This is a genomic window from Commensalibacter papalotli (ex Servin-Garciduenas et al. 2014) (assembly GCF_000527695.1).
Classification (GTDB): domain Bacteria; phylum Pseudomonadota; class Alphaproteobacteria; order Acetobacterales; family Acetobacteraceae; genus Commensalibacter; species Commensalibacter papalotli.
On the sequence record NZ_ATSX01000001.1, the window covers coordinates 261,111 to 284,516 of the forward strand.

Sequence of the window (23,406 nt, forward strand, 5' to 3'; positions counted from 1 at the left end):
AAACCTTTACGATTATTGAAAAAAATTAATATTTATCGGGAACAGCTGAAGCTGGTAAAGTGCCTAGACTGCCCGTTGGCAGTTGATTTACTTTTGCTTTTTCAGGAGAATATTGTAATTTTTCTGATGCTTTGACGCTATCAGGTTTTCCACCTGGGAATACTGCACTAAGATCTTCATCGTCATTAGAACTAGATGGAGTGGTTGAATTATTCTTGTTTGTTGAATTGGGTGTTGCTTTTGTAGGTGCTGTTACAGCTCCAGGTTTACCTAGATCTTGAGTTTGGATACCTCCAGAAACAGGAGTGCCCGTTGCATCCACAATCCAATTTCCCAAATGCTTACGGATTTGGAATTCAAGCTCTACATTCATATCTTGCATCAGCTTTTGCGTTGCGTCATATAAATTACCTTTACTGCTGGCAGCACCTTTGGATGAATCTATATCATATGTATGATTAACACTTGCTTGAACAGAGGCAACTTTTTGGTTGTTGTTATTATAAATGGATAAGGTAGCATCCATTTGTCCATAAATACCGTTATGCCCTTGTTCTTGAAGGGAAGCACGGTTAATTGTAAAGATACCTTTTCCAGAAGAACCACGTGCTTGAAAGCGTGTATTAGCCATATTTTGCAAAGCAGTAGCAGGTAAAATAGGGCTAAGATTGGTAACATCACGATTATATTGTTGATTTTGTGATAAATTCTGCACATCCATTTGACTTACATTTAAGAAAATGGGGGTCAGATAATCATAAGTCAAAGGCGCAAATGTTTTAGGATCGTCATGAGAGCAAGCGGTAAGCCCAATTATGGGTGTAACCAATAATAATGCAGAAGCACATAATTTCAATTTTAATGAAGTTGTGTTTTTTTGGTTTGATGACATTTGATATTCCTTATGTGCAGAAAAAAGAAAATAACGACTTAACAATATTAAACGCAATTATAGAGATAATTTTGACAAGATACAGATTTTATTTTGTTGATTGAATTTCATTTTGGTTAAATACAAAATTATATCGACAAAATTCACAAGTCATAGTGATATTCCCTTCTTCATTCATATTCTCTAAATCGTTCTGGTTAAATGTTTTTAAGATATTTTGCAGACGCGAACGTGAGCAACGACAACCATAAGAAACAGGTTTAGGATTACCTATTGTAATGGGGGTGCTATTAAATAAACGATAAAGTAAATCATTATTACTTAAGTTGGTGTCTAATACTTCTTTTGCTGTGACTGTTTCAGCTAGAATGGTTAATGTATTCCATTCTTCTTCGTCATTGGTAATTTCTGCCTCATCCTTGAAAACAATAGAAGGGTCACTGGCAATTTTTTCTATAATTAACCCAGATGCTTGCCAACCTTCAGAAGTTTCTTCGCAAAATAACCGTATCCAGCTGTTTAATTGCTCACTCGTTTCAAAATAATGACTGGCCATTTCTGATAGGCTGTTACCTGTGATTTCAACCATTCCTTGATAGCTATCTTTGTCATTATGTTGATCAACAGTTAAAACAAACAAGCCTTTTTCAAATAATTCTAACGCTGTTGCTTGTTTAGGAAGCAAGTCGAGTTTTTCTTTATCATAGCGAGCGTAAAAGCGTAGCTGACCATTATGCGTGCAATCTACGACTAATAAAGAAACAGCACCTTCACCTTTTACCTGAAGCGAAAAAGAGCCTTCGAACTTAAGAGCTGCTGCTAGTCCTGAGACCAGAACCAATGCTTCACCTCCTAGTTTTGAAATCGCATGAGGATAGTTGTGACGTGATAATAAAGTATTTGCCAATCTATCGAGGCGAACAAGCCGCCCCCTGGCAGAAGGGAAGAAAAAAGGCGTAATCCCTGTCGGGATGGTTAAATCAGGAACATCAGGACGATCAGAAATATGTGTATGTTCAGTCATAAATTATGCTTCTTTGTATCGCTAAAGTTTTTTTAGTTACTTGTTGTTTGTTTTAACAGTTCTTCTTTGGATTTTTGGAAATCTTGCATAAATTCTTTATTTGCATGTAGCCTTGCAACAATTTCAGCACCTATGATACGCCCAGCATCCACATCGCTTTGCCAGTGTGCACCACAAATGACGCGACTTTGACCAAAATCATATCCTCTTTGTAAAATTTGATTTTGCTTTTGAGGAAACATTTCAGAAAGAATCAAAGCAGTTGACCACCCTAAAGCAGAGTGCCCAGAAGGATAAGAGCCGTCTTTCCTGAGCAGTTTATCATCTTGGGGCCAACAGGTTTGTGTTTTATAATATACAAAAGGTCTGATGCGTTGATAATGATTTTTAGCAATATCGGTACCTAAGAACCCACTATCAACCATTATGTGACGTAATAGATAATAAGTGTTTGGGGTTTTTTCTTTGGATATTACAATCCCCAAAGCCTGAGCAAACGGTTTTCCAATATTACTATCGGCAAGGTTCGCATCCGATTGAGCCAAAGCCCATCTTGGGGTGTTTATCAAGGTATGACCTTGTTTATATGCGGCTTGGTCTGCTAAAAAAGCAGGGCTGTCTTGTTGGGGAGGGGGAGGTAAAAGGGCTAGACTATTAGCAACGTCATCACGGTTTAAATAAGATTTATAGGGCTCGCTGGGTTTGGTTTGTAAAATAGAGTTGCTTTGTGCAGCAAAGGTATTTGATGTGAAACTTAAGACAATGCTTCCGGCGACAAAGAATATCGCTTTTGTTGAAATAGACATTATTACTCCCGTAAATAGACTGTATTTGTCACATAATTTTTTTTGATATTATTATTTTGATATGGTTATAACTAATTTAAAAATTAGTTTAATAAATTAGATATACTCGTTTTTATGGCTTTTAAACAGTATTTTTTATTATATGCTAGGTCACTGATTTTGTTAAATCTTAAATATGTTTTATAAGACCAAGCTGTGCGACCTAACTCATTGCAGTTTGCACCATCAAAATTACCAAATAAAAGGGTTTTTAATAAAGATTTAGGTTTTTGAAACACTTCCATTTTCCATAAGTCGTCCGTTAAAAAACGAAAAATAATAATGTTAGGTTGTGCAAGAGTGAAATGTGATACGTAATTTGAAGGATCACCCCAACAATCTATAATGAGGTTTGGAGGGTAAGGAAAAATTGTAACTGTTTCTAATAATAGACCTTTTTGTGTGACTAATGAAATAATTAAAGAGTATGTTTCATCTCTGTCATATGAGGAAAAAAGAATATAATAATCTATTGTCTTAAAAGTCTGATCTAAAAAGGTTCCTTTTATAATGCATTCTGTCTGATAACCATTGATATAAACTCTGCTTTGCCCCGTGTAGCCATCATTGGGTTTGAAAGTAGGCCTGATACAGATCTCATTTGTGTTTATAATATCGTCTTGCATGGATTGAGCTCATTCAGAAGGAATAAAAAAGGATCTATAAATATTATAGATCCTTTTCATTTAAGCGTAAAACTTCTTAAGGATTTTACTTAGAGCCATAGCTTCGCCAATCATTGCCCATCATAGACCAGATTAAAATGGCTTTGTGAGCATGAAGACGGTTTTCAGCTTCATCGAATACGACTGATTGACTGCTTTCGAAGACTTCTTCAGTTACCTCTTCACCAATGTGAGCCGGTAAACAATGTAAGAATATTGCATCCTTAGCAGCTAAGTTCATTAACTCACGATTAACTTGGTAAGGGCCTAATGCTTTGAGGCGTGCTTGTTTCTCATTATCACTATCTGACATGCTGACCCAAGTATCGGTTACAACAGCATCTGCGTTACGAACGGCTTCTTTGGGATCATTCGTGACATTGATTTTTCCACCATTTTTGCTGGCCCATTCCAAGACTTCCTTAGATGGAGCATAATTTGTTGGAGTTGCAAGGTTTAATGCGAATTCGAACTGTGTAGCAGCTTCTATCAAAGAACTTGCGACATTGTTTCCATCTCCAAGCCAGGCCAAGGTACGCCCTTTGATAGAGCCTTTATGATCTTCAAAAGTCATAATATCAGCAATAATTTGTGATGGGTGAGAGGTGGGAGTTAATCCATTAATGACAGGGACAGAGCTAAGCTCTGCAAGGCCTAACAAATCGTCAGTACATCCCGTTCTTAATACCATAGCATCTACAAAACGAGAGAGGACGCGTGCAGTATCAGCAATAGTTTCCCCACGACCAATTTGCATGCTATCCGTTGATAAAACAACAGAATGCCCACCTAGTTGATGAATACCCACTTCAAATGAAACGCGTGTCCGAGTTGAGGGTTTAGAGAAGATTAAAGCAACATTTTTACCTTGTAATGGGGCTGCGGGATGCAAAGGGTATTTTCTATTCTCTTGCATATCTTTCATTTGCTTGCCCAATATTATCATGTCTTGAAGGTCTTGTTTAGACAGATCACGAATATCAAGAAAATGTTTATATTTTTTATCTTGAGCGCTGTTTTTTTGAGAATTTGATAAACTGCTCATGGGCTTTGTTCCATACTATTTTGTAATTGTTGCGCAGCTTTGGCCAAACGATTTGCTCCTTCTTGGCATTCTTCTTCTGATACAATCAAAGGAGGAACAATTCGCACTACATTATTACCTGCGGCAACGGTTAATAAATTTTGATGCAAGGCTGCATTTTGAACTTCAACAGGTGCTAACTTGCCTTTTATCCCTAACATTAAGCCTTTACCTTTGACTTCTTCATAAATAGATGGGTATTGCTCAATGAGTTTTTGCAGCGCGTTTTTTAAATAATTCCCTGTCTTCGCAATATGATCCAAGAAACCAGGCGCAAGTAAAATGTCTAGCACTGCGTTTCCTGCTGCACATGCCAAAGGATTACCTCCAAATGTTGATCCATGTGTCCCAGCGGTTAAATGTTTGGCGATAGATTCTTTGGCTAAGAATGCTCCCATAGGAACGCCTCCTGCAATTCCTTTTGCCAAAGACATGATGTCAGGTTCAATATCCGTCCATTGATATGCGAACATTTTTCCAGTACGACCCATACCACATTGAATTTCATCAAAACCAAGGTATAGATTTTTATCATCACAAATTTTTCTAAGTTCACGCAAAAAATCTGTTGGAATGACATTAATTCCACTTTCACCTTGAATAGGTTCAATCAAGAAACCAGCCGTATGTTCATCAACAGCATTATGTAAGGCTTCTAAATCACCCACAGGAATATGTTTGATCCCAGGAAGTCTTGGTTCGAACCCTTCTAAATATTTAGGGTTTCCCGTAGCAGTTAATGTTGCCAAAGTGCGACCGTGAAAAGCATTTTCAAAACAAATAATATCCGTACGTTCTGGATGTCCATTTTTAAATTGTGCCCGACGTATGCCTTTGATTAAGCCTTCATTGGCTTCAGCTCCAGAGTTACAAAAGAAAACACTATCGGCAAAGCTGATCTCTACCAGTCTTTCTGCCAGTCTTTCTGCTTGTGGAATGCGATATAAATTAGAAGTATGTAAGACAAGCTTGGCTTGCTCAGCTATGGTTTTGGCTAGGTGAGGGTGATTATGTCCAATTGAGGAGGTCGCAATCCCAGCACCGAAATCCAAAAATCGTCGGCCGTCTTCCGTAATAAGCCAAGCACCTTGACCTTGCGTAAAAGCAAGGTCTGCACGATTATAGGTAGGCATAAGAACGGAAATCATAGTAACTCTTCTTTGTTAATTTTTTGATTAAATAAAAGAATCATATTCTGTTATTGTATTAATAATGTCAATTTCTTCTTGATGTTTTTATTTATTTATTCTTATATTTTACAATATAAAATAAGTATGTATAGATCTTTTGATAGAGTAACTGCCTGTGAAATTTCCTGATCTGCAAGAATATACGATGATGTATTTATCTCGGTATAACAATACCGAAAAAGGATTATTGCGTGTTTTAAAGGCCAGGTTGCAACGTTGGGCGATTAAGGCTGAAAAAGAAGGAATAGAATCTTCACAAATTAACAGCAAATTAAGGCAAGGGTATCAAGAAATACCTGATATTATTGCTAAAGTGAAGCAGCTGGGGATTGTTAATGATCAGGTTTTTACCGAGCACAAAGTGAGTTCTTTGATCAGATCAGGGCGTTCTCAAAAGGTCATACAAAATAAATTATTACAAAAAGGTGTTGCTTTTGATGTTGTTCAATCGGTATTAGATCAGTATCAAGATAAGGATATAGAATTACTTGCCGCTTTGGTTTATGCAAAAAAAAAGCGTATAGGTCCGTTTCGTCGCGTTGATCGCGAGTTTAATATAGAGACCAAACAAAAAGAGCAATCCTCTTTTGCTAGAGGAGGGTTTTCTTTTGCGATGACGGATAATGTTTTGTCTATGGAGCTTGTCGAGGCAGAGGAAATGATACAAAAGCTTCGGTCTTTATAAAGATAATTAGGGTATTATGGAATGGCTATACTCAGATCATTGATTGTATTTGTGTTTTTATTACCCTTACTTGCGGCTTGTGGTGGCCGCAGTTATAGCGGAAAGCTACAATGCGCTCCTTATGCGAGAAAGCTTACAGGGGTTGATCTTAGAGGATCTGCATATTCTTGGTGGTCACAGTCTCAAGGGAAGTATTCTCATACAAAACAACCTCAAAAAGGGGCTATCTTAGTATTTCGTAAAACCTCTAAATTGCCAGATGGACACGTATCTGTTGTAAAGAAAATCAAGGATTCACGTACAATTATTGTTGATCATGCAAACTGGGATGCACAAAGAATTAATCATAATGCTTCTGTGGTAGATGTTTCCTCTCGTAATGATTGGTCGTTGGTTCGTGTATGGTGGCCACCAATCAATAAATTAGGAACCAGGAAATATCCAACCTATGGGTTTATTATTCCAGGAAAAACTTAATTATATAAGCAGTGAGGTTATCTCTTTTAGGTAAAGATAATACTTTGTTTTGAATAGAGCCTTTTGTTTGTAAAAAATTATAATGAGTAAACATGACTCTCGGTTCTTCGTTGTTAAAAAATTTTTACCAACCCGATATCAGAATAAAAGGTAAGATGATAATCTTTTTGGTCTATGAGATGCTTCCAAGGAATATTCTTTGTAATTAATGTAATATTTTTTAATTTTGCATAGAACAAAAAATTATAGTATTACCCAACCAATCAGATTATGGTATGTTTCTTAATGATTTTATATAATATTTGGTTGTGATGTTTAAATGATTTGAATATCATTTTAACCCAAACATAAATATGAGGATACTATGGGTAGCTTAAGTATTTGGCATTGGCTGATTGTATTAATTGTCGTTTTATTATTATTTGGCGGTAAAAAAGTATCCACATTAATGGGCGACTTTGCCAAAGGTATTAAAGATTTTAAAAAGAACATAGCCGAAGAAGAAACATCGTCTAAAGGGTCTGACACACAACCCACTAAGACATTATCTGCATCAGATCACAAAGATGAATCTGTATCCTTTAATGAAAAAGAAACAACGACTGTATCTTCTGATTCTGATAAAAAATAATACTGCCAAAAGATAAAGTTCTTTTGAAGGGCAACGATAAGGAATATAGAGCCGTTTATGACTGTGATTTTTCAAAATGGTCAGCCAATTTCTCCTAAAGCAAGAGGAAGTGTGACTGCACTAGGGAATTTTGATGGTGTGCATCGTGGCCATGCATATTTATTACAAAGCTTACGTAAGCAGTGTCCAGATCGTTCTTTGTCTGTTGTAACTTTTGAGCCTCATCCACGCCAATTATTTTTCAAAGAAGATGCTCCCTTTCGATTAACCAATGCTGAAGAACGAAATGCTGCTTTGGCTGCGGTCGGTGTCGATACGATTTTTCAAATTAATTTTAATACTGATTTTTCTTCACTTAGTGCGCATGACTTTGTTCATAAAATCCTTCAAGAGCAACTGGGTGTGACTCATGTTGCTTGCGGTGAATGTTTCGCATTTGGTAAGGGGCGTAGTGGAAATATAGATTACCTTGCATCCGAGACAAAATCTTTGGGAATAGGGTTAACGGTTGTGCGGCCTTTGGAGGATGAAAAAGGGATTATTTCCTCTAGTCGTATTCGTCATTTATTGCGCAATGGACATCCTAAACATGCAGCGGAACTATTGGGACGTGTTTGGAGTGTCCAAGCGATTGTTCAACATGGCGATAAACGTGGCAGAACGATTGGATTTCCCACCGCGAATTTATTGATGGGCGAACATGTAGAACCAATGTGTGGGGTTTATGCGGTTAAAATAGCTTTACCAAGTGGGGAAATACATACAGGGGTTGCCAATGTTGGATATCGTCCTACTTTTGGTCATCATAATGAATGCCGCCTTGAAGTACACTTGTTTAATTTTGATCAGGATATTTATGGTCAAGAAATCAAAGTATGGTTGCATCAATTTATTCGTGCTGAAAAACGTTTTGATGGTCTTGATGCATTAAAGCAGCAAATTACAAAAGATGCGTTGGATGCAAAAGAATTTTTTAATGCTCTTGAACTAATTTAATAATTTGTTGATTATGAATTGAAAATAATCTGTTAAATAGGGTATTTCTGGCTTTTAGTTGCTATTGATCTTTAATTTTAAAAATTAATAGTTTTTTTATTTATTATTGTTACAGTTAGAATGACATTATGACTGAATCCAAATCGACCGATCTGTATCGTGATACAGTATTTTTACCGTCTACTTCCTTTCCTATGCGTGGTGGCTTACCAAAAAAAGAGCCTGAGATTTTGGCTCATTGGAAGAAGATAGGGTTGGATGCAGCCATACAGAAAAAATCGGATGAACGCTTGGCTGCGGGTCATAAAGTTTTTACGTTGCATGATGGCCCTCCATATGCAAATGGTCATTTACATATTGGTCATGCACTTAATAAAATTATCAAAGATGTTATTAATCGTTCACACCGAATGAATGGTGAAGTTGTTCGGTATATTCCTGGTTGGGATTGTCATGGCCTTCCTATTGAATGGCGTATAGAGGAACAATACCGTAAAGCGGGTAAAAATAAAGATGATGTTCCTGTTTTACAATTTCGTGCAGAATGCCGTAATTATGCCAAGGAATGGTTGACAACCCAATCTTCTGAATTTCAACGATTAGGTGTTCAAGGCGAATGGGAAAATCGTTATGCAACGATGGATTTCTCTTCTGAAGCAACGATTGTCGAGGAAATTGGTCGCTTCTTATTAAATGGCAGTTTATATCGTGGCTTGCGTCCTGTTATGTGGAGCCCCGTTGAAAAAACGGCTTTGGCAGAAGCAGAAATTGAATATCACGATCATACATCTGTGACGATCTTTGTTGCTTTTCCAATTGCTAAAGATTTAACCTCTAATCATGTATTAGAGGGTGCTTCTGCGGTTATTTGGACGACGACCCCTTGGACTATTCCAGCAAACAGAGCGATAGCATACAATAATGACATTAATTATCAAGTGATCATTGTTAATGCTGCTAGTGAGGAATCCCACGTAACTGTAAATGCTAAGTTTTTAATAGCACAGGATCTTGCTGATTCATTTTGTCAACAAGTTGGTATTACAGATCACGCTATTTTACATACATTTTCGGGGCATGAATTAAAAGGCTCTGTTGCAAAGCATCCTTATCATGGCAAGGGATTTGATTATGATGTGCCTTTATTAGCAGGTGAATTCGTAACAACAGAGGCTGGAACAGGGTTGGTTCATTGTGCGCCTGCGCATGGTGAAGACGATTTTTATCTTTGTCGTGACCATCAAATTGGTGTTGATGAATTGGTTCAAGATGATGGTGTATATGCTGATACTGTTCCATTATTTGCTGGTATTCACGTTTTTAAAGCAGCAGAGCCCGTTTGTGACCAACTTATAGAATCTTCTCAAAAAGCACGAGCAAATGGAGAAGCTTTTACGGGGTTAGTTGCAAGATCTTCTATTGTTCACTCTTACCCACATTCATGGCGTTCCAGAGCACCAGTCATTTATCGTGCCACACCACAATGGTTTATTGCGATGGATGATGATAGGAAAATTCGTCAAAATGCGCTGTCTGCATTAGAGGACGTTACCTTTGTTCCTGCTCAAATCCGTAATCGTTTGACCAGTATGGTGGCTTCTCGTCCAGATTGGTGTATCAGCCGTCAACGCGCTTGGGGCGTTCCTATTGCTGTGTTTGTCAATAAAGAAACCCGTGAAGTATTACGTGATGCAGATGTGATGCAACGTATTGTTGAGGCCTTTAAAGTCGAAGGTGCTGATGCTTGGTATACCTCACCAGCTTCTCGCTTTTTGGGGGATGGGTATAATGCAGATGATTTTAATCAAGTATTTGACATTGTTGATGTTTGGTTTGAAAGCGGTTCAACCCATGCGTTTGTGCTTGGTCAAGATAAGTTAAATTTCCCTGCTGACTTATATCTCGAAGGTTCAGATCAACATCGTGGTTGGTTCCAATCTTCTTTATTAGAATGTGTTGGTACGCGCGGTGTTGCTCCTTACAAAGCGATTGTCAGTAATGGTTTTGTGATGGATGAACAGGGACGTAAAATGTCTAAATCTTTGGGAAATGTTGTTGCCCCACAGGAAGTTAATGATACAATGGGCGCAGATATTTTGCGTCTTTGGGTCATGAATTCGGACACAAATGATGATTTGCGTATTGGCAAAGAAATCCTAAAGCAACAAGGCGATTTATATCGCAGACTACGTAATACCTTACGCTGGTTACTTGGCGGTTTGGACGGGTTTACTGATGCAGAGAAATTACCTTATTCAGAATTACCAGAGCTTGAAAAATGGGTTTTACATCGTTTAACCGAAGTCAATCAAGTCATTCAACAAGCAATAAAAACCCATGAGTGGGTTGGTGTTTATCCAATGTTACATAATTTTTGTAATGTTGATTTATCTGCCTTCTATTTCGATATTCGTAAAGATGCTTTATATTGTGATGGTCAAAGTAATCTTCGCAGAAGGGCAGCTAGAACTGTTTTAGATATCTTACATCGTTGTTTATGTGCGTGGCTTGCCCCTGTATTGTGTTTTACTGCAGAAGAAGCATGGGCGGCACGCTTTGGTGAAGAGCAAAGTATTCATTTAGAAGATTTTCCAACACTTCCTGCACAGTGGCATGATAAAGAGTTGGCTGCACGTTGGGTTCAAGTTCGTGCAATCCGTCGTATTATTACCACAGAAATCGAAAATGCAAGAAGAGAAGGCGTGATTAAATCTTCCTTACAGGCAGCTATTGAGCTAAGTTTCTCTGATAAAGAAGCCGCTTTGTTTGGGCAATATGATTGGGCTGAATTGGTAATTGTATCACAAGTGGACATCAATGTCGTGCCTGGTTCTGCTTCTCTTTATACTGAGGAAGAAGAACAATTGGGTGAACCTCATGCTCCTCCTGTTATAACGATTGCTTCTGGACAAAAATGTGCACGTTGTTGGAAGGTTTTGGATGAGGTTGGTGAAAGTGCTGATCATCCAGAATTATGCTTACGATGTGTTGATGTGGTTAGTTAGACGATTGTAGATCGAATGAATAATGTCTTAAAATTTTCTAAAAAATCACGAAAATGGCTATTCGGATTGATGATATTATTTGTTGTGCTGGTTTGTGACCAGCTCAGTAAATATTGGATTTTGAATATTTTTGACTTGCCAGAGAAAAGATCTGTCGAGATACTTCCTTGTTTGAATTTTACCATGGTATGGAATAAAGCCATTACGTTTGGAATGTTGGGTGATGTATTAGGTCAATATGCCCCAATCATTTTTGCAGTTTTAGCATTTTCTATTGCAGTTGGTTTGTTTGTATGGATGATAAGAGCATCTAAGCTATGTGTTATTCTTAGTTTAGGGGCAATTATAGGTGGTGCTGTCGGAAATATTATTGATCGTGTACGTTTTGGGGCCGTTGTGGATTTTATACATCTTCATGTTAACGGTTGGTCGTGGTATGTATTTAATATTGCCGACAGTGCAATTGTTTGTGGCGTAGGTATGTTGTTAATTGATGCTTTTTTCCGTCAAGGGTCAAAGTATTAGTCAATGTGTCTATTGAATGTTTGTTGATTTTTATTGTTAGTAAAGGGTGAGGCAAATTATGGTGCATAAGTTAAGCCTGAATTATTTGATGCCAGTTGGCTGTCTTATGACGGTGTTTCTTCTTTCTGCATGCTCAGGAGAGGATGTTTCTCGTGCTTTTGGGCTGAAACGATCAATGCCTGATGAATATACGGTGACGACGCGTTCACCGTTATCTATGCCTCCGTCAGAGAGTTTATTATTACCTGACAGCAATGCTGGACGTCCTGCAGGGCAATCTATTCGTCAACAAACGTTGGAAATTTTATCTCCTGATGTGGCGTTGGATAGAGATAAAGATGTTCCAAGTGCAGGGCAATCTGAGTTGGTTACTCAAGCAACACAATCTGCTGACACATCTCGTCAGCATGAGTTGGTTACCGATCAGGGATTTGTTGATCAAATTATGTTCTGGGACAGTGGTAAACCTGCTGATTTAGCAGTTGATGGGGCTGCTGAAAATAAACGTTTACATAATAATTTAAGCTTAGGGCTCAGCCCAGATCATGGGGCAACGCCGACGACAACAAAAAAATAAGGTGAATAATGTTTAGAGAAGATACAATCAAAGAGAATTCGTCTTCTCCAAAACAGAATAAAATTCGCCAATTATCCGAGCATACAATTAATTTAATTGCTGCGGGTGAAGTTATTGAACGTCCCGCAGCAGTTGTTAAAGAACTTGTTGAAAATGCTTTGGATTCTGGGGCGAATCGTATTGTCATTCATCTCATTAATGGAGGCATAGACCGTATCCAAGTGAAGGATAATGGATGTGGTATGTCTTCTGATGATTTATCTCTAGCCATAGAGCGTCATTGTACTTCTAAAATTATAGAAGAAGACTTGGTTCAGATCAAAACGCTTGGGTTTCGTGGTGAGGCATTACCTTCTATTGGTGCGGCAGCACGGTTAAAAATTATTTCACGTACGATGGATGCCTCACAGGCCTGGCAAATTCACGTTGAGGGTGGAAAAACAAAAGCCGTATCGCCTGCGGCGGGCCAATGTGGCACTCAGGTTATTGTAGAGGATTTGTTTTTTGCTACGCCTGCTAGGCGTAAATTTTTAAAAACACCTAGGGTAGAATTTTCTCGTTGTGAAGCAATGATTCAACGGTTGGCAGTGGCTCGACCTGAGGTGGCTTTTTGCTTGATTAGAGATGATAAAACGATTTTTGACCTTCCTATTCAAACGCGTAAAGAGCGAATTTTATCTATCTTAACCGATATTCGTGAAGAGGAATTAATCTTTATTGATTTCCAACGCGAAGAGTTGCACTTAACGGGGTTTATTGGTGCATCCTCTGTTAATCGATCTACAACGAATGGTCAGATTATGGTTGTTAATGATCGCCCTGTTGTAGATCCCGTCATGCAAACTGCTATCCGTGTTGGATATAGAGATGTGTTGGAAAAGGGACGACATCCAGTTGTTGCTTTATTTTTAACGGTGCCTATGGATCAATTAGATGTAAATGTTCATCCTGCCAAAACTGAGTTAAGATTTTCTGATGATGCCGCTGTTCGTGCGCTATTAATTGGCAGTATACAAAAAAGTTTAGCGATGGGGGCAGGGAATAGTGGCGTTCATCCTGAATCGTTACAAGTAGTTCCTAGGCAATATCAACAAAAATCGTCTAATATTCAATATCCTTCTGTGACACAACGTCTTTTTTCTGAACCGAATGATTTGTCTGTTATCCAAACTATAAAAAGTCAGGAAAATTATTCTTTTTTAAATGAAGGTGCTTTGTCTGTTCGAGATGTAGATAGTGCTTTGGTGCAGTTTTCAAAGTCTAATGGTGTGTCTAACCACTCAGAAATTAATTTGCCACTGGGAACTGCCATTGCCCAGATATTTAAAACTTATATTTTGGCTGTGACTACTGAAGATGAGTTTGTGATGGTTGATCAACATGCAGCGCATGAACGATTAACTCATGAAGCCTTAAGAAAACAATATTTGGAGCAGGGGATTCGTTCCCAACCCTTATTGTTACCAGAAGTCGTTGACCTAACGGATTCTCAGATACAATGTTTACTAGAATTCAAGAAAAATTTAGAGGGGTTGGGTATAGAGCTTGAATCTTTTGGAGGTAAATCAATTTTGGTAAGAGCATTACCTCAGTTATTAGGACCTATTTCAGCAAAAGAGTTGTTAACCGATCTCGTTGAAGAGCTGGAAGCAGATGAGCAAGCCAATCCAAATGAGGCAGATTCTTTGCATCTTCGCCTGGATGCTATTATATCAAGGATGGCCTGTCATCATAGTGTTCGGGCGGGGCGCATGTTAAATACGGATGAAATGAATGCGTTACTTCGTCAAATGGAGGAAACACCGCGAGCAGGGACTTGCTCTCATGGGCGTCCAACTTGGCTAAAATGGTCTAAAAAAGACATAGAAAAACTATTCCATCGTTCTTAAAAAAACTCTGAAAGCAAAGGGAATGATAGAAAAAATGAAATCATTTCTGGGCAATTTTGTTATAAAGATGTATAAACTTCCTATTATCGTATTTGAATCAATTAATTAATGAGAATACCGTGCACACAGTATTGCTTACACTCGTAACTTATTTGCCCTTACTCGGGGCTTTAACAATCTTCCTGATGCGTGGATCTTCTGAAGAAGTGGCACGTACCGCCAGATGGATAGCCTTATGGACAAGTGTTGTTGTCTTTGGTTTGTCTATCGTCATGTGGAGCCTTTTTGATCCAACATTACCTGGGTATCAATTTGCTTATCAAAGTGAATGGCTTGCAGGTTTTGGCGTGTCTTATCACGTCGGTGTCGATGGAATCAGTCTATTCTTTATTATTTTATCTACTTTGTTAACCTTGGTAGCAATTTTATCTGCATGGCAAATGATTACGGATCGTATTCGTGATTATATGGTTGCTGTTTTATTGTTGGAAACTACTCTTGTTGGGTTATTTTCTTCATTAGACATGGTCGTATTCTATTGTTTTTATGAAGCTACCTTAATCCCAAGCAGCATGCTTATTGGGATTTGGGGTGGACCAAAACGTATTTTTGCATCTTTACAATTCTTCTTATACACATTTACTGGCTCACTCTTTATGATGATCGGTATCTTGTGGATGTGGGTTCATACAGGTACAACTGATATTCCTGTATTAATGCATCAATCCTTCTCTGGAACAGTTCAGGGGTGGTTATTGCTTGGATTTGTATTGGCTTTCGGTGTCAAACTCCCACTATTTCCACTCCATGCTTGGTTACCTTCTGCTTATACTGAAGGTCCAGCACCAACGACTTTGTTGGTTTCTGGTGTTATGTCAAAGGCTGGCGCTTATGGATTGCTGCGGTTTGGCGTATTGATGTTACCAGAAGCATCTCATCGTTATGGGATGTTGATTATGATATTAGGGGTTTGTGCCGTAATTTATGGTGCAATTATTGCGTTGTCTCAAACTGATATTAAACGCATGATTGCTTACTCTTCTTTTTCACATATGGGCTTGATTGCTATTGGTTTATTCTCGTTAACTCCCGAAGGTATTAACGGGGCCCTGATGCAAGTAATTTCTCATGGGGTAACAATTGCAGCATTATTCTTATGTATCGCAGCAGTAACTTACCGTGTTGGCTCACGTTCCATTACAGAATTTGGTGGTGTTGCTAGTAAAATGCCAAAATTAGCTTTATTGGCAATGATCTTTATTATGGCGAATGTTGGCCTACCAGGAACAGGTGCCTTTGTTGGTGAATTACTTGTTATGGTTGGGGCGTTACAAGTTTCTTTCTGGATTGCATTATTGGGCGGATCCACCATGATTTTAGGTGCAATTTACACCCTAGTTTTATATCGTAAAGTTATCTTTGGAGGGGTTGTTAAACCTGCTGTAGATCATATGCGTGATCTTAGTGTCAGAGAGTTAACAATTTTGGTTCCACTTGCTTTGATCACACTGTGGATGGGAATTTATCCCAACAGCTTTCTGTCAGTATTTGATCCTGCAGTAATGTCTTTTACGTCTTCTGGTAGAGTGGCCGAGCTAACGTCTCATGCTTCTACAGTTGCTGTAAACAATATTGATGTTCATCAAATAGCTGTTCGCTAAAATGTGAAGGATTTTCTTCCTTTAAATGCTTTAAAGCCCATTGCAGCCCTTGGCTTTGCAGTGGGTTTTTTTTATGATGGTTTATAATTTATAACAAAGGATTATCTTAATGGCTCAGGATAAAGCGTCTTATCAATATATAGGGATTGGTATTCAGGCAACTGGAAATCGTCAAGAAAGTGATTCTATGGGAGCGGTTGAAGTTCCAGCAGATCGCTATTGGGGCGCACAAACACAACGTTCTTTGCACCATTTTAATATTGGTGGTGACGTTATGCCTCGTGAGGTTTACCATGCTTATGGAATCGTTAAAGGGGCAGCAGCCGAAGTAAATGCAGCCGCAGGACGTTTGGATAAAACGCTTGCTCAAGCAATTGTACAAGCCTCAAAAGAGGCTACAAAAGGTGAGTTAGACGACCATTTTCCTTTGTGCGTATGGCAAACTGGATCGGGCACACAGACTAACATGAATGCAAATGAGGTTATTGCTAATCGTGCGATTCAATTATTAGGTGGGCAAATTGGATCTAAAAAGCCAGTCCATCCAAATGATCATGTGAATATGGGACAATCTTCTAATGATAGTTTCCCAACGGCAATGCACGTGGCAATGGTTTTGGAATTAGAAAAGAAATTTTTCCCAGAATTAAATCAATTGGTCAAAGCAATTGAAGCTAAAGCAGAACAATGGTTTGAAGTTGTGAAAATTGGCCGTACACATTTACAAGATGCAGTTCCTTTGACTGTTGGGCAAGAATGGTCTGGCTGGGCTTCTCAATTAAAAGATGGTTTACAACGTGTTAAAGAAGCCGAAAGAAGTGTTTTTGAATTGGCCGCTGGTGGCACTGCCGTTGGAACAGGAATGAATGCTCCAAAAGGATTTTCTAAAGCCATTGCGGCAAAGATTTCTGAAATTACAGGCCAACCTTTTATTACAGCACCAAATAAATTTGCAGCTTTGGGTGGGCTTGATGGTATGGTTGCAGTGATGGCAGCATTACGTGGAATTGCAACGATTTTGATGAAAATAGCTAATGATACGCGTTGGTTAGCCTCAGGCCCTCGTTGTGGATTGGGTGAGCTTCATCTTCCTGAAAATGAACCGGGTTCTTCTATTATGCCAGGAAAGGTCAATCCTACACAATGCGAAGCTATGATTATGGTTTGTACACAAATTATGGGTCTTGATGCTGCTGTTGCAATTGCTGGATCTCAAGGAAACTTACAATTAAACGTGACACGCCCATTGGTAATCATGAATGCTCTACATGCTTCTCGTTTGTTAACCGATGCAGCCAAAGCTTTCCGTGAGTTCTCTGTTGAAGGAACAACTCTTAATGAAAAGCGCATTCAACATTATATTGATAACTCATTAATGTTGGTAACTGCATTGGCACCAGTTGTAGGTTATGATGGAGCTGCAAAAATTGCTCATTTGGGAGATGTTGAAGGGTTAAGCTTGAAAGAGGCCGCTTTAAAAACAGGTCTTTTGGATGAAAAACAATTTGATGAACATATCAAACCACGCCTTATGGCTGGTGATGGTGTAGAAGGGGCTTAATACCTTCTTTTTTAAATATTTTCTTTTATTATAAAGTAGTTAATGTATTTGATTAACTACTTTATTTTTTTATTCTACTAAAATAATTATTAATTTTTTTTATAATTGATAGTTTTTAAATATTAGTCCCTTTCTTAAAGCGCCAACAACAATTTTATTAGAAAATGAATTGATTTCATTAGTCTATTTAAAAAAAGGAGGTGCAAATTTTGCTTGGGAACATATTATAAGTATTATTAATATTTAATATGTTGGTTAGTGACGACAAAAACAATATATTATTATTTCTGATCGTGTGTTTACTTCATAGGAACAAAAAAACTGTCGATTTTATTAGAACAAAATTGCATCAGTAAAAGTAGAAGATACAAATATTTTATCATGAGATGATGGGGAAATACTATTTTTCAAATATCTAAAGAGTCCACTGTGCCAGCATGTTCTTGTATAAATTGAAAACGCATTTCGGATTTTTTCCCCATGAGATTAGAAACACGTTCTTCGGTAAAATCCTTATCTTCATAAGGAATAGTGACCTTTAATAAAGTTCTATGCTTAGGGTCCATGGTTGTTTCTTTAAGGTCTTTTGGAGGCATTTCACCTAGACCTTTAAAGCGTGAAACCTCTACTTTACCACGACCTTGACTGAGCTTATTTTGCTTTTTATCTTTATCTTTATCATCCATAGCATAAATACTTTTTTCACCCTGGGTCAATCGATAAAGAGGTGGTTGAGCCAGATAAAGTTTTCCTTGGTTTATGAGTTCAGGTAATTCTTGGTAGAAAAAAGTCATTAGAAGAGATGCAATATGTGCACCATCAACATCAGCGTCAGTCATAATAATGATGCGACCATAGCGTAATTTTTCGATATTAAAATACGATCCAATTCCACATCCTAGCGCCTCAATTAGATCTTTTAACTCTTGGTTATTATTCAGTTTTTGATTGGATGCGCTGGCTACGTTCAGAATTTTTCCACGTAAAGGTAAAATTGCTTGTGTCTCACGGTTACGCGCTTGCTTTGCAGAGCCACCAGCAGAATCACCTTCTACAATAAATATTTCTGTAACAGCTGCATTCTCTTTGGTACAGTCAGTTAATTTACCAGGAAGGCGTAACCGTCTTGTAGCGCTCTTTCGAGGAGTGTCTCTAGCTTCTTTGCGACGTAAACGTTCTTCCGCTTTTTCTAAAATTGCAAGGAATAATGTATCTGCTTGGCTTGGGTCTGCAGCTAACCAATGGTCTAGACGGTCTCGTAAAGCGGTTTCGACAAGTTTGATTGTTTCTTTGGAGCTGAGTTTTTCTTTAGTTTGTCCTTGGAATTCTGGGTCGCGAATAAAAACAGATAGTTTAGCTGCTAATGAACCTAGGACATCATCTCCTGTAATAATTGATGTACGTTTATTAGAGCGTTGATCCCCCCATGTTTTGATGCCTTTAAGTAAAGCATTTTTAAAGCCTTGCTCATGAGTTCCCCCAAGAGGTGTAGGGATAGTGTTACAAAAAGAGCTTAGCGAAGAATCACCTTTTGTAAGCCAAGCAATAGACCATTCAATACGGCCTGTATCTTTGCCTTGTGCATCCGTTGGTAAAGCAACATCGCCCGACCAAATAGGGCAGATTAAATTATTTAGGTCTATTTCTTCCCTTAAGCTGTCCTCTAAACCATTAGGAAAATGCAGTGTTGCCTGTGCAGGAACGTCACTGCCTTTAAGAAGGGATTCGTCACATGACCAACGAATGGTAACCCCTTTGAATAAGAATGCCTTAGCACGGCAAAGCTTAAAAAGTTGTTTAGGTGAAAAGTTAATATCGCCAAATATTTCTGTATCAGGGATAAAGCTGATTTGAGTCCCACGGCGATTTTGTACAACACCTATTTTTGTTAAAACAGAAGTTGGATTACCACGGCTATAGGTTTGTTGCCAAAGGATTTTATCTCTGGCAATCTCGACCTCCATCCACGAAGATAGAGCATTAACAACTGAGGAACCAACGCCATGTAATCCGCCAGCTGTGTTATAAATTTTATTAGAAAATTTTCCACCTGCATGTAAAGTTGTAAGGATAACTTCTAATGCAGATTTATCTTTATATTTTGGATGAGGATCAACGGGAATCCCACGACCATTATCTCGAATAGTTAATTTATTACCAATATCTAAACTGATTTGAATAATACTTGCAAATCCACCAACAGCTTCGTCCATGGAGTTGTCAAGGATTTCTGAGGCCATATGATGATATGCTGCCTCATCAGTACCACCAATATACATACCAGGTCGTCTGCGAACCGGCTCAAGCCCTTCTAAAACCTCAATATCTTTTGCATTATAATCACTAGAGATCGAAATAGAGGGCTGTTCTATGGATGGTTTGGAGTTATCAGAAGAAAATAAATCACTCATATTAGGACTGTTCCCACGAAAGGTACAATTTCATAAATTATTTTCTTCATATCTCTCAATCTATATTATTTTTTGCTAGTTTTTTTTGTATGGCGTACTGTGCTTTTTTTGCTCGTTCTTGCTTTGCTTTTTGAAGAAGGCGCATCACAGACTTCAATTGAAGTTGGTTGCATAATATCTTTGGCATCAGCATATTGAGATAAATCTGTTGCTGTTTTTAAAGGTTTAATCTCGTCGAACATGCTCATTCTTTGTAAACAGAAAATTGTTCCTGCTTTTAACCCTTGAGAAGATTGAACATTTGCCAATTGCGTAATATAATCGTCTTGTGCCTTTTGAGCACCTTTGCCGTAAGTAGTACGGAAATGACGTTTTAATTTAGATTCTTCTTCATTAACAATAGAACCAAATTGTTTAATAAATCCGTTATATTGGTCTTGTGCTTTACAAGAAAGGGCTGTGACCATAAGTTCACTTTTTAAGCCTTCGATATTAAAAGCATCGCGAGCAACAGACGTTCGGCAAGCTGCATTTGCAACATTAACCTGACCCAAAGTAAGGCCGCTAAGAATAAACCCAGAAAGAGCAAGACGTTTAATTGAAAAAGACATTCAATTCTCCAAATCAGGAAAGGGTAAATGATTATAAGAATATATCAAATGAATATAAAATAACCGATTCGATAATTTTTTTCAGCTATTTTTATTTTCTTAGCAACTCAAATCTGTATCAGTTCATATGATTTGCCTTTTCGATATAGCAGGTATTTGGTATAATGCAATAGTTTATTGTCCATTATTAACTTATCATGTGGGATAAAAAATCATTGTTTTATCTTCTATAAGTGATAAAGATAATTTTAATTTTCTAAAATTATATAAATATATTTTGTTTAAGTAATATGTATTGTGTAAATGAAATATTGAGTATGCTTTGGGCTGTTTGGATGTAGATCAAACATTTTATATAATTTATGTTATAAGTGAATGGTTTGCTTAATAATCATAAAACGAAAAATGGTTTTTCGTTGAATGCAATGGGGGCTAATAAGTGCGTCTTCAATTATCTTTAGTTTTGGTTGGTTTGGGTTTTGCTCTAACTGCATGTCAACATAATAATCTTACTTCTGTTGATAGTGAGGTAAATAACCCTTTTAAATACGACAAACGTTCTGCAGTATGTACAGTAACACCAATTGTCAAAGAAAAAGATGGTAGTTGGAAAACAACCATGGCTGTGCGTAGTGATGATGGTCAATGCCAATTTGTGGTAAATGATCCAGATTCAAAAGGTGCATTTCCCTCTTTTGGGATGACCGCTACACCAACAAATGGTAAAACATTTTTGTATAATTATGATAATCGCACTTATGTGCGTTATACACCAACAATGGCATATGCAGGTTCAGATAAATTTACTGTTAATCTGATTCATAAAGATGGAACATTAAAAACACCATTATCTGTTGATGTTACTGTTGATAACACGGGTGTACAAGTGCCTAAACCTGCTGTAGCAGCACCTGTAAGTAGAACAACAAGCAAAACGAAAGCAACCAAAAGTCGCAAAAAAACGGCTCGTCATTCTACTGTTAAGAAAAATTAGTTTTTTTAATAAATCAAACTTAAATAAATATGAAGTTATAGAACTTCATATTTATTTTTATATTGTGAAATAAATCGGATTAGGGCGAGGCCGCTTCATTCCTTTTTCCTCTGCATTTTTTATTAAGTCTTGCAGCGTAATTTTCGACGTATCTTTTAATATTTTATGATCTGTTTCTTCCCAAAAAGGTTTAACCACTTGTTGGTATAATGGAGACAGAATTTCTGTATATTTTTCTTTTTCCTGTACTGAAATTGCTTGAATGATGTTCGCAATTGTAATCAGCCGTTTGGGCTTACCTAAATGATATCCTCCATGAGGGCCTCTGGTGCTTTCTAAAATCGATGCTTTTGAGAGCAGTTGTAATAGGGGTTCAATACTTCTTTTAGGTAAATTGGTTCGTGTAGAAATATCTGCAGCACTGACCGTGTTATTACGACTGGAATAAAATGCAATATCTGTTACGATTAAAATAGCAATAATTGCACGATCTTGTCTTAAAATCATAAAAATTGTCCACCCTCAGGTTCTTTGTGTAAATAATAAATTTATTTGTGTTATAAAAATATATACAATCTATAGTAAGATAAAAAATAGGGTTATTCTATAGGAAATAATTTATTTACAACAAATTATAGTAAAATATTTTTTAATAAATTAAAAAAAGGAACAAAGTCAAATGGTTGATGCCCAAAATAATAATTTTGGTTTCTCTGAACCAAGAGGTAAAATTTATAACTCATTGATCGAAACCATCGGAGGAACTCCTTTGGTAAGACCTTCTAATCTTTTGAGAAAAGAGCAGGTTTCCGCAGATATTTTGCTAAAATTAGAGTGTTTTAACCCTTTGGCATCTGTAAAGGATCGTTTGGCAACAGCCATGGTTTTACAGGCAGAGGCAGATGGATTAATTAGTCCTCAGAAAAGTATTTTAGTTGAGCCTACATCTGGAAATACTGGGATTGGTTTGGCTTTTGTAGCAGCAGCAAGAGGGTATCGGTTAATTGTAACGATGCCTGAAAAAGCTTCTATAGAACGTAGAAAAATGATGCGTTTTTTAGACGCACAACTTGAACTTACACCTGGGCACTTAGGAATGGCTGGTGCGATTGCTCGTGCAGAAGAGATTGTAAAAACCACCGAAAATGCGTGGATGCCAAAACAGTTTGAAAATCCAGTAAACGCGGTTGTTCACGAGTTAACAACAGCCGAGGAAATCTGGCAAGATACTGCGGGTAAGGTTGATATTGTTGTTGCTGGTATTGGAACTGGCGGGACAGTAACAGGGATTGCTAAAGGATTAAAAAAGCATAATTCAAATATAGAGATTTATGGAATAGAGCCAGCTGAAAGTGCTGTGTTGAATGGTGAAGAACCTGGTCCTCATGGTATTCAAGGGATCGGTGCTGGATTTAGACCAAAAGTTTTAGAAACAGACTTAATTAAGCAAATTTTAATGGTATCTGAAAATGATGCATTGTCAGCTTCACGCAGGCTTGCAAGTCTAGATGGAATTCCTGTAGGAATCTCATCAGGTGCGGCTTTGCATGCAAGTTTATTGTTAGCATCACGCCCTGAAAATAAAGGAAAAATGATTGTTGCTATTGCACCATCTTTTGCAGAGCGTTATTTATCAACACCACTATTTAATGGTTTAGGATAAGTTACAACTTTATTATAGAA

Annotated in this window: 20 protein-coding genes and 1 pseudogene; 12 read left to right on the forward strand and 9 right to left on the reverse strand. The window is 37.6% G+C overall.

Annotated elements, in window-relative coordinates; all coding sequences use genetic code 11:
* Positions 1-25: 25 nt before the first annotated feature.
* The 6 genes from COMX_RS01180 to COMX_RS01205 all read right to left on the reverse strand — a co-directional run bounded on the left by COMX_RS01180 (position 26) and on the right by COMX_RS01205 (position 5,658).
* The gene (locus COMX_RS01180) at positions 26-892 is read right to left on the reverse strand and encodes a hypothetical protein (RefSeq protein ID WP_051461764.1); all 867 of its coding nucleotides are present in this window, start codon (positions 890-892) and stop codon (positions 26-28) included.
* 88 nt (positions 893-980) lie between these two features.
* Complete coding sequence (gene hslO / locus COMX_RS01185; RefSeq protein ID WP_034336114.1) at positions 981-1,916, reverse strand: Hsp33 family molecular chaperone HslO; 936 nt, start codon at positions 1,914-1,916, stop codon at positions 981-983.
* Positions 1,917-1,948: 32 nt separating this feature from the next.
* Positions 1,949-2,722: an acid phosphatase gene (locus COMX_RS01190; RefSeq protein WP_034336115.1), complete on the reverse strand. Its 774-nt coding sequence runs from the start codon at positions 2,720-2,722 to the stop codon at positions 1,949-1,951.
* 83 nt (positions 2,723-2,805) lie between these two features.
* The gene (locus tag COMX_RS01195) at positions 2,806-3,387 is read right to left on the reverse strand and encodes a hypothetical protein (RefSeq protein ID WP_034336117.1); all 582 of its coding nucleotides are present in this window, start codon (positions 3,385-3,387) and stop codon (positions 2,806-2,808) included.
* An 85-nt stretch (positions 3,388-3,472) separates the two neighbouring features.
* A complete protein-coding gene (argF, locus tag COMX_RS01200) occupies positions 3,473-4,471 on the reverse strand; it encodes an ornithine carbamoyltransferase (RefSeq protein WP_034336119.1) in 999 nt (332 codons plus the stop codon).
* A complete protein-coding gene (locus COMX_RS01205) occupies positions 4,468-5,658 on the reverse strand; it encodes an aspartate aminotransferase family protein (RefSeq protein WP_034336121.1) in 1,191 nt (396 codons plus the stop codon). The genes argF and COMX_RS01205 overlap by 4 nt, the downstream gene beginning before the upstream one ends.
* A 157-nt stretch (positions 5,659-5,815) precedes the next feature.
* Here COMX_RS01205 and COMX_RS01210 point away from each other — a divergent pair, with 157 nt between their 5' ends.
* The 10 genes and pseudogenes from COMX_RS01210 to fumC all read left to right on the forward strand — a co-directional run bounded on the left by COMX_RS01210 (position 5,816) and on the right by fumC (position 17,707).
* Positions 5,816-6,385 carry a regulatory protein RecX gene (locus COMX_RS01210; RefSeq protein ID WP_034336123.1) on the forward strand — a complete coding sequence of 190 codons (570 nt, stop codon included), beginning with the start codon at positions 5,816-5,818 and terminating at the stop codon, positions 6,383-6,385.
* A 21-nt stretch (positions 6,386-6,406) separates the two neighbouring features.
* Complete coding sequence (locus COMX_RS01215) at positions 6,407-6,862, forward strand: CHAP domain-containing protein (RefSeq protein ID WP_034336126.1); 456 nt, start codon at positions 6,407-6,409, stop codon at positions 6,860-6,862.
* A gap of 364 nt (positions 6,863-7,226) precedes the next feature.
* A pseudogene (locus tag COMX_RS11470) lies at positions 7,227-7,385 on the forward strand (twin-arginine translocase TatA/TatE family subunit); the annotation flags it as partial.
* A 165-nt stretch (positions 7,386-7,550) separates the two neighbouring features.
* Entirely contained in the window at positions 7,551-8,489 is a 939-nt protein-coding gene (locus tag COMX_RS01225; RefSeq protein ID WP_034336129.1) for a bifunctional riboflavin kinase/FAD synthetase, read from the forward strand.
* A gap of 128 nt (positions 8,490-8,617) precedes the next feature.
* Positions 8,618-11,494 (forward strand): isoleucine--tRNA ligase, encoded by a 2,877-nt coding sequence (gene ileS, locus COMX_RS01230; protein ID WP_034336131.1) that lies wholly within the window; start codon positions 8,618-8,620, stop codon positions 11,492-11,494.
* A 15-nt stretch (positions 11,495-11,509) separates the two neighbouring features.
* A complete protein-coding gene (lspA, locus tag COMX_RS01235; protein ID WP_034336132.1) occupies positions 11,510-12,019 on the forward strand; it encodes a signal peptidase II in 510 nt (169 codons plus the stop codon).
* A 58-nt stretch (positions 12,020-12,077) separates the two neighbouring features.
* The gene (locus tag COMX_RS01240) at positions 12,078-12,596 is read left to right on the forward strand and encodes a DUF3035 domain-containing protein (RefSeq protein ID WP_034336134.1); all 519 of its coding nucleotides are present in this window, start codon (positions 12,078-12,080) and stop codon (positions 12,594-12,596) included.
* A gap of 8 nt (positions 12,597-12,604) precedes the next feature.
* Positions 12,605-14,485, forward strand: coding sequence for a DNA mismatch repair endonuclease MutL (gene mutL / locus COMX_RS01245; RefSeq protein ID WP_051461765.1), 1,881 nt, complete (start codon positions 12,605-12,607; stop codon positions 14,483-14,485).
* A gap of 119 nt (positions 14,486-14,604) precedes the next feature.
* A complete protein-coding gene (locus tag COMX_RS01250; RefSeq protein ID WP_084051483.1) occupies positions 14,605-16,146 on the forward strand; it encodes a complex I subunit 4 family protein in 1,542 nt (513 codons plus the stop codon).
* Positions 16,147-16,255: 109 nt separating this feature from the next.
* The gene (gene fumC / locus COMX_RS01255; protein ID WP_034336137.1) at positions 16,256-17,707 is read left to right on the forward strand and encodes a class II fumarate hydratase; all 1,452 of its coding nucleotides are present in this window, start codon (positions 16,256-16,258) and stop codon (positions 17,705-17,707) included.
* Between the two features lie 407 nt (positions 17,708-18,114).
* Here fumC and parE read toward each other — a convergent pair whose 3' ends face one another.
* Both parE and COMX_RS01265 read right to left on the reverse strand, forming a co-directional pair.
* Positions 18,115-20,118 (reverse strand): DNA topoisomerase IV subunit B, encoded by a 2,004-nt coding sequence (parE, locus tag COMX_RS01260; protein ID WP_034336139.1) that lies wholly within the window; start codon positions 20,116-20,118, stop codon positions 18,115-18,117.
* A gap of 65 nt (positions 20,119-20,183) precedes the next feature.
* A complete protein-coding gene (locus tag COMX_RS01265) occupies positions 20,184-20,729 on the reverse strand; it encodes a hypothetical protein (protein WP_034336142.1) in 546 nt (181 codons plus the stop codon).
* Between the two features lie 439 nt (positions 20,730-21,168).
* On the opposite strand from COMX_RS01265, the gene COMX_RS01270 reads away from it, so the two are divergent.
* Positions 21,169-21,723, forward strand: a complete 555-nt coding sequence (locus COMX_RS01270) for a hypothetical protein (RefSeq protein WP_200867589.1) — start codon at positions 21,169-21,171, stop codon at positions 21,721-21,723.
* Positions 21,724-21,780: 57 nt separating this feature from the next.
* Here COMX_RS01270 and COMX_RS01275 read toward each other — a convergent pair whose 3' ends face one another.
* Positions 21,781-22,230 carry an RrF2 family transcriptional regulator gene (locus tag COMX_RS01275; protein ID WP_034336146.1) on the reverse strand — a complete coding sequence of 150 codons (450 nt, stop codon included), beginning with the start codon at positions 22,228-22,230 and terminating at the stop codon, positions 21,781-21,783.
* A 172-nt stretch (positions 22,231-22,402) separates the two neighbouring features.
* Between COMX_RS01275 and cysK the strand changes: the two genes are divergently transcribed.
* Complete coding sequence (cysK, locus tag COMX_RS01280) at positions 22,403-23,386, forward strand: cysteine synthase A (RefSeq protein ID WP_034336148.1); 984 nt, start codon at positions 22,403-22,405, stop codon at positions 23,384-23,386.
* The last annotated feature ends 20 nt before the right edge of the window (positions 23,387-23,406 follow it).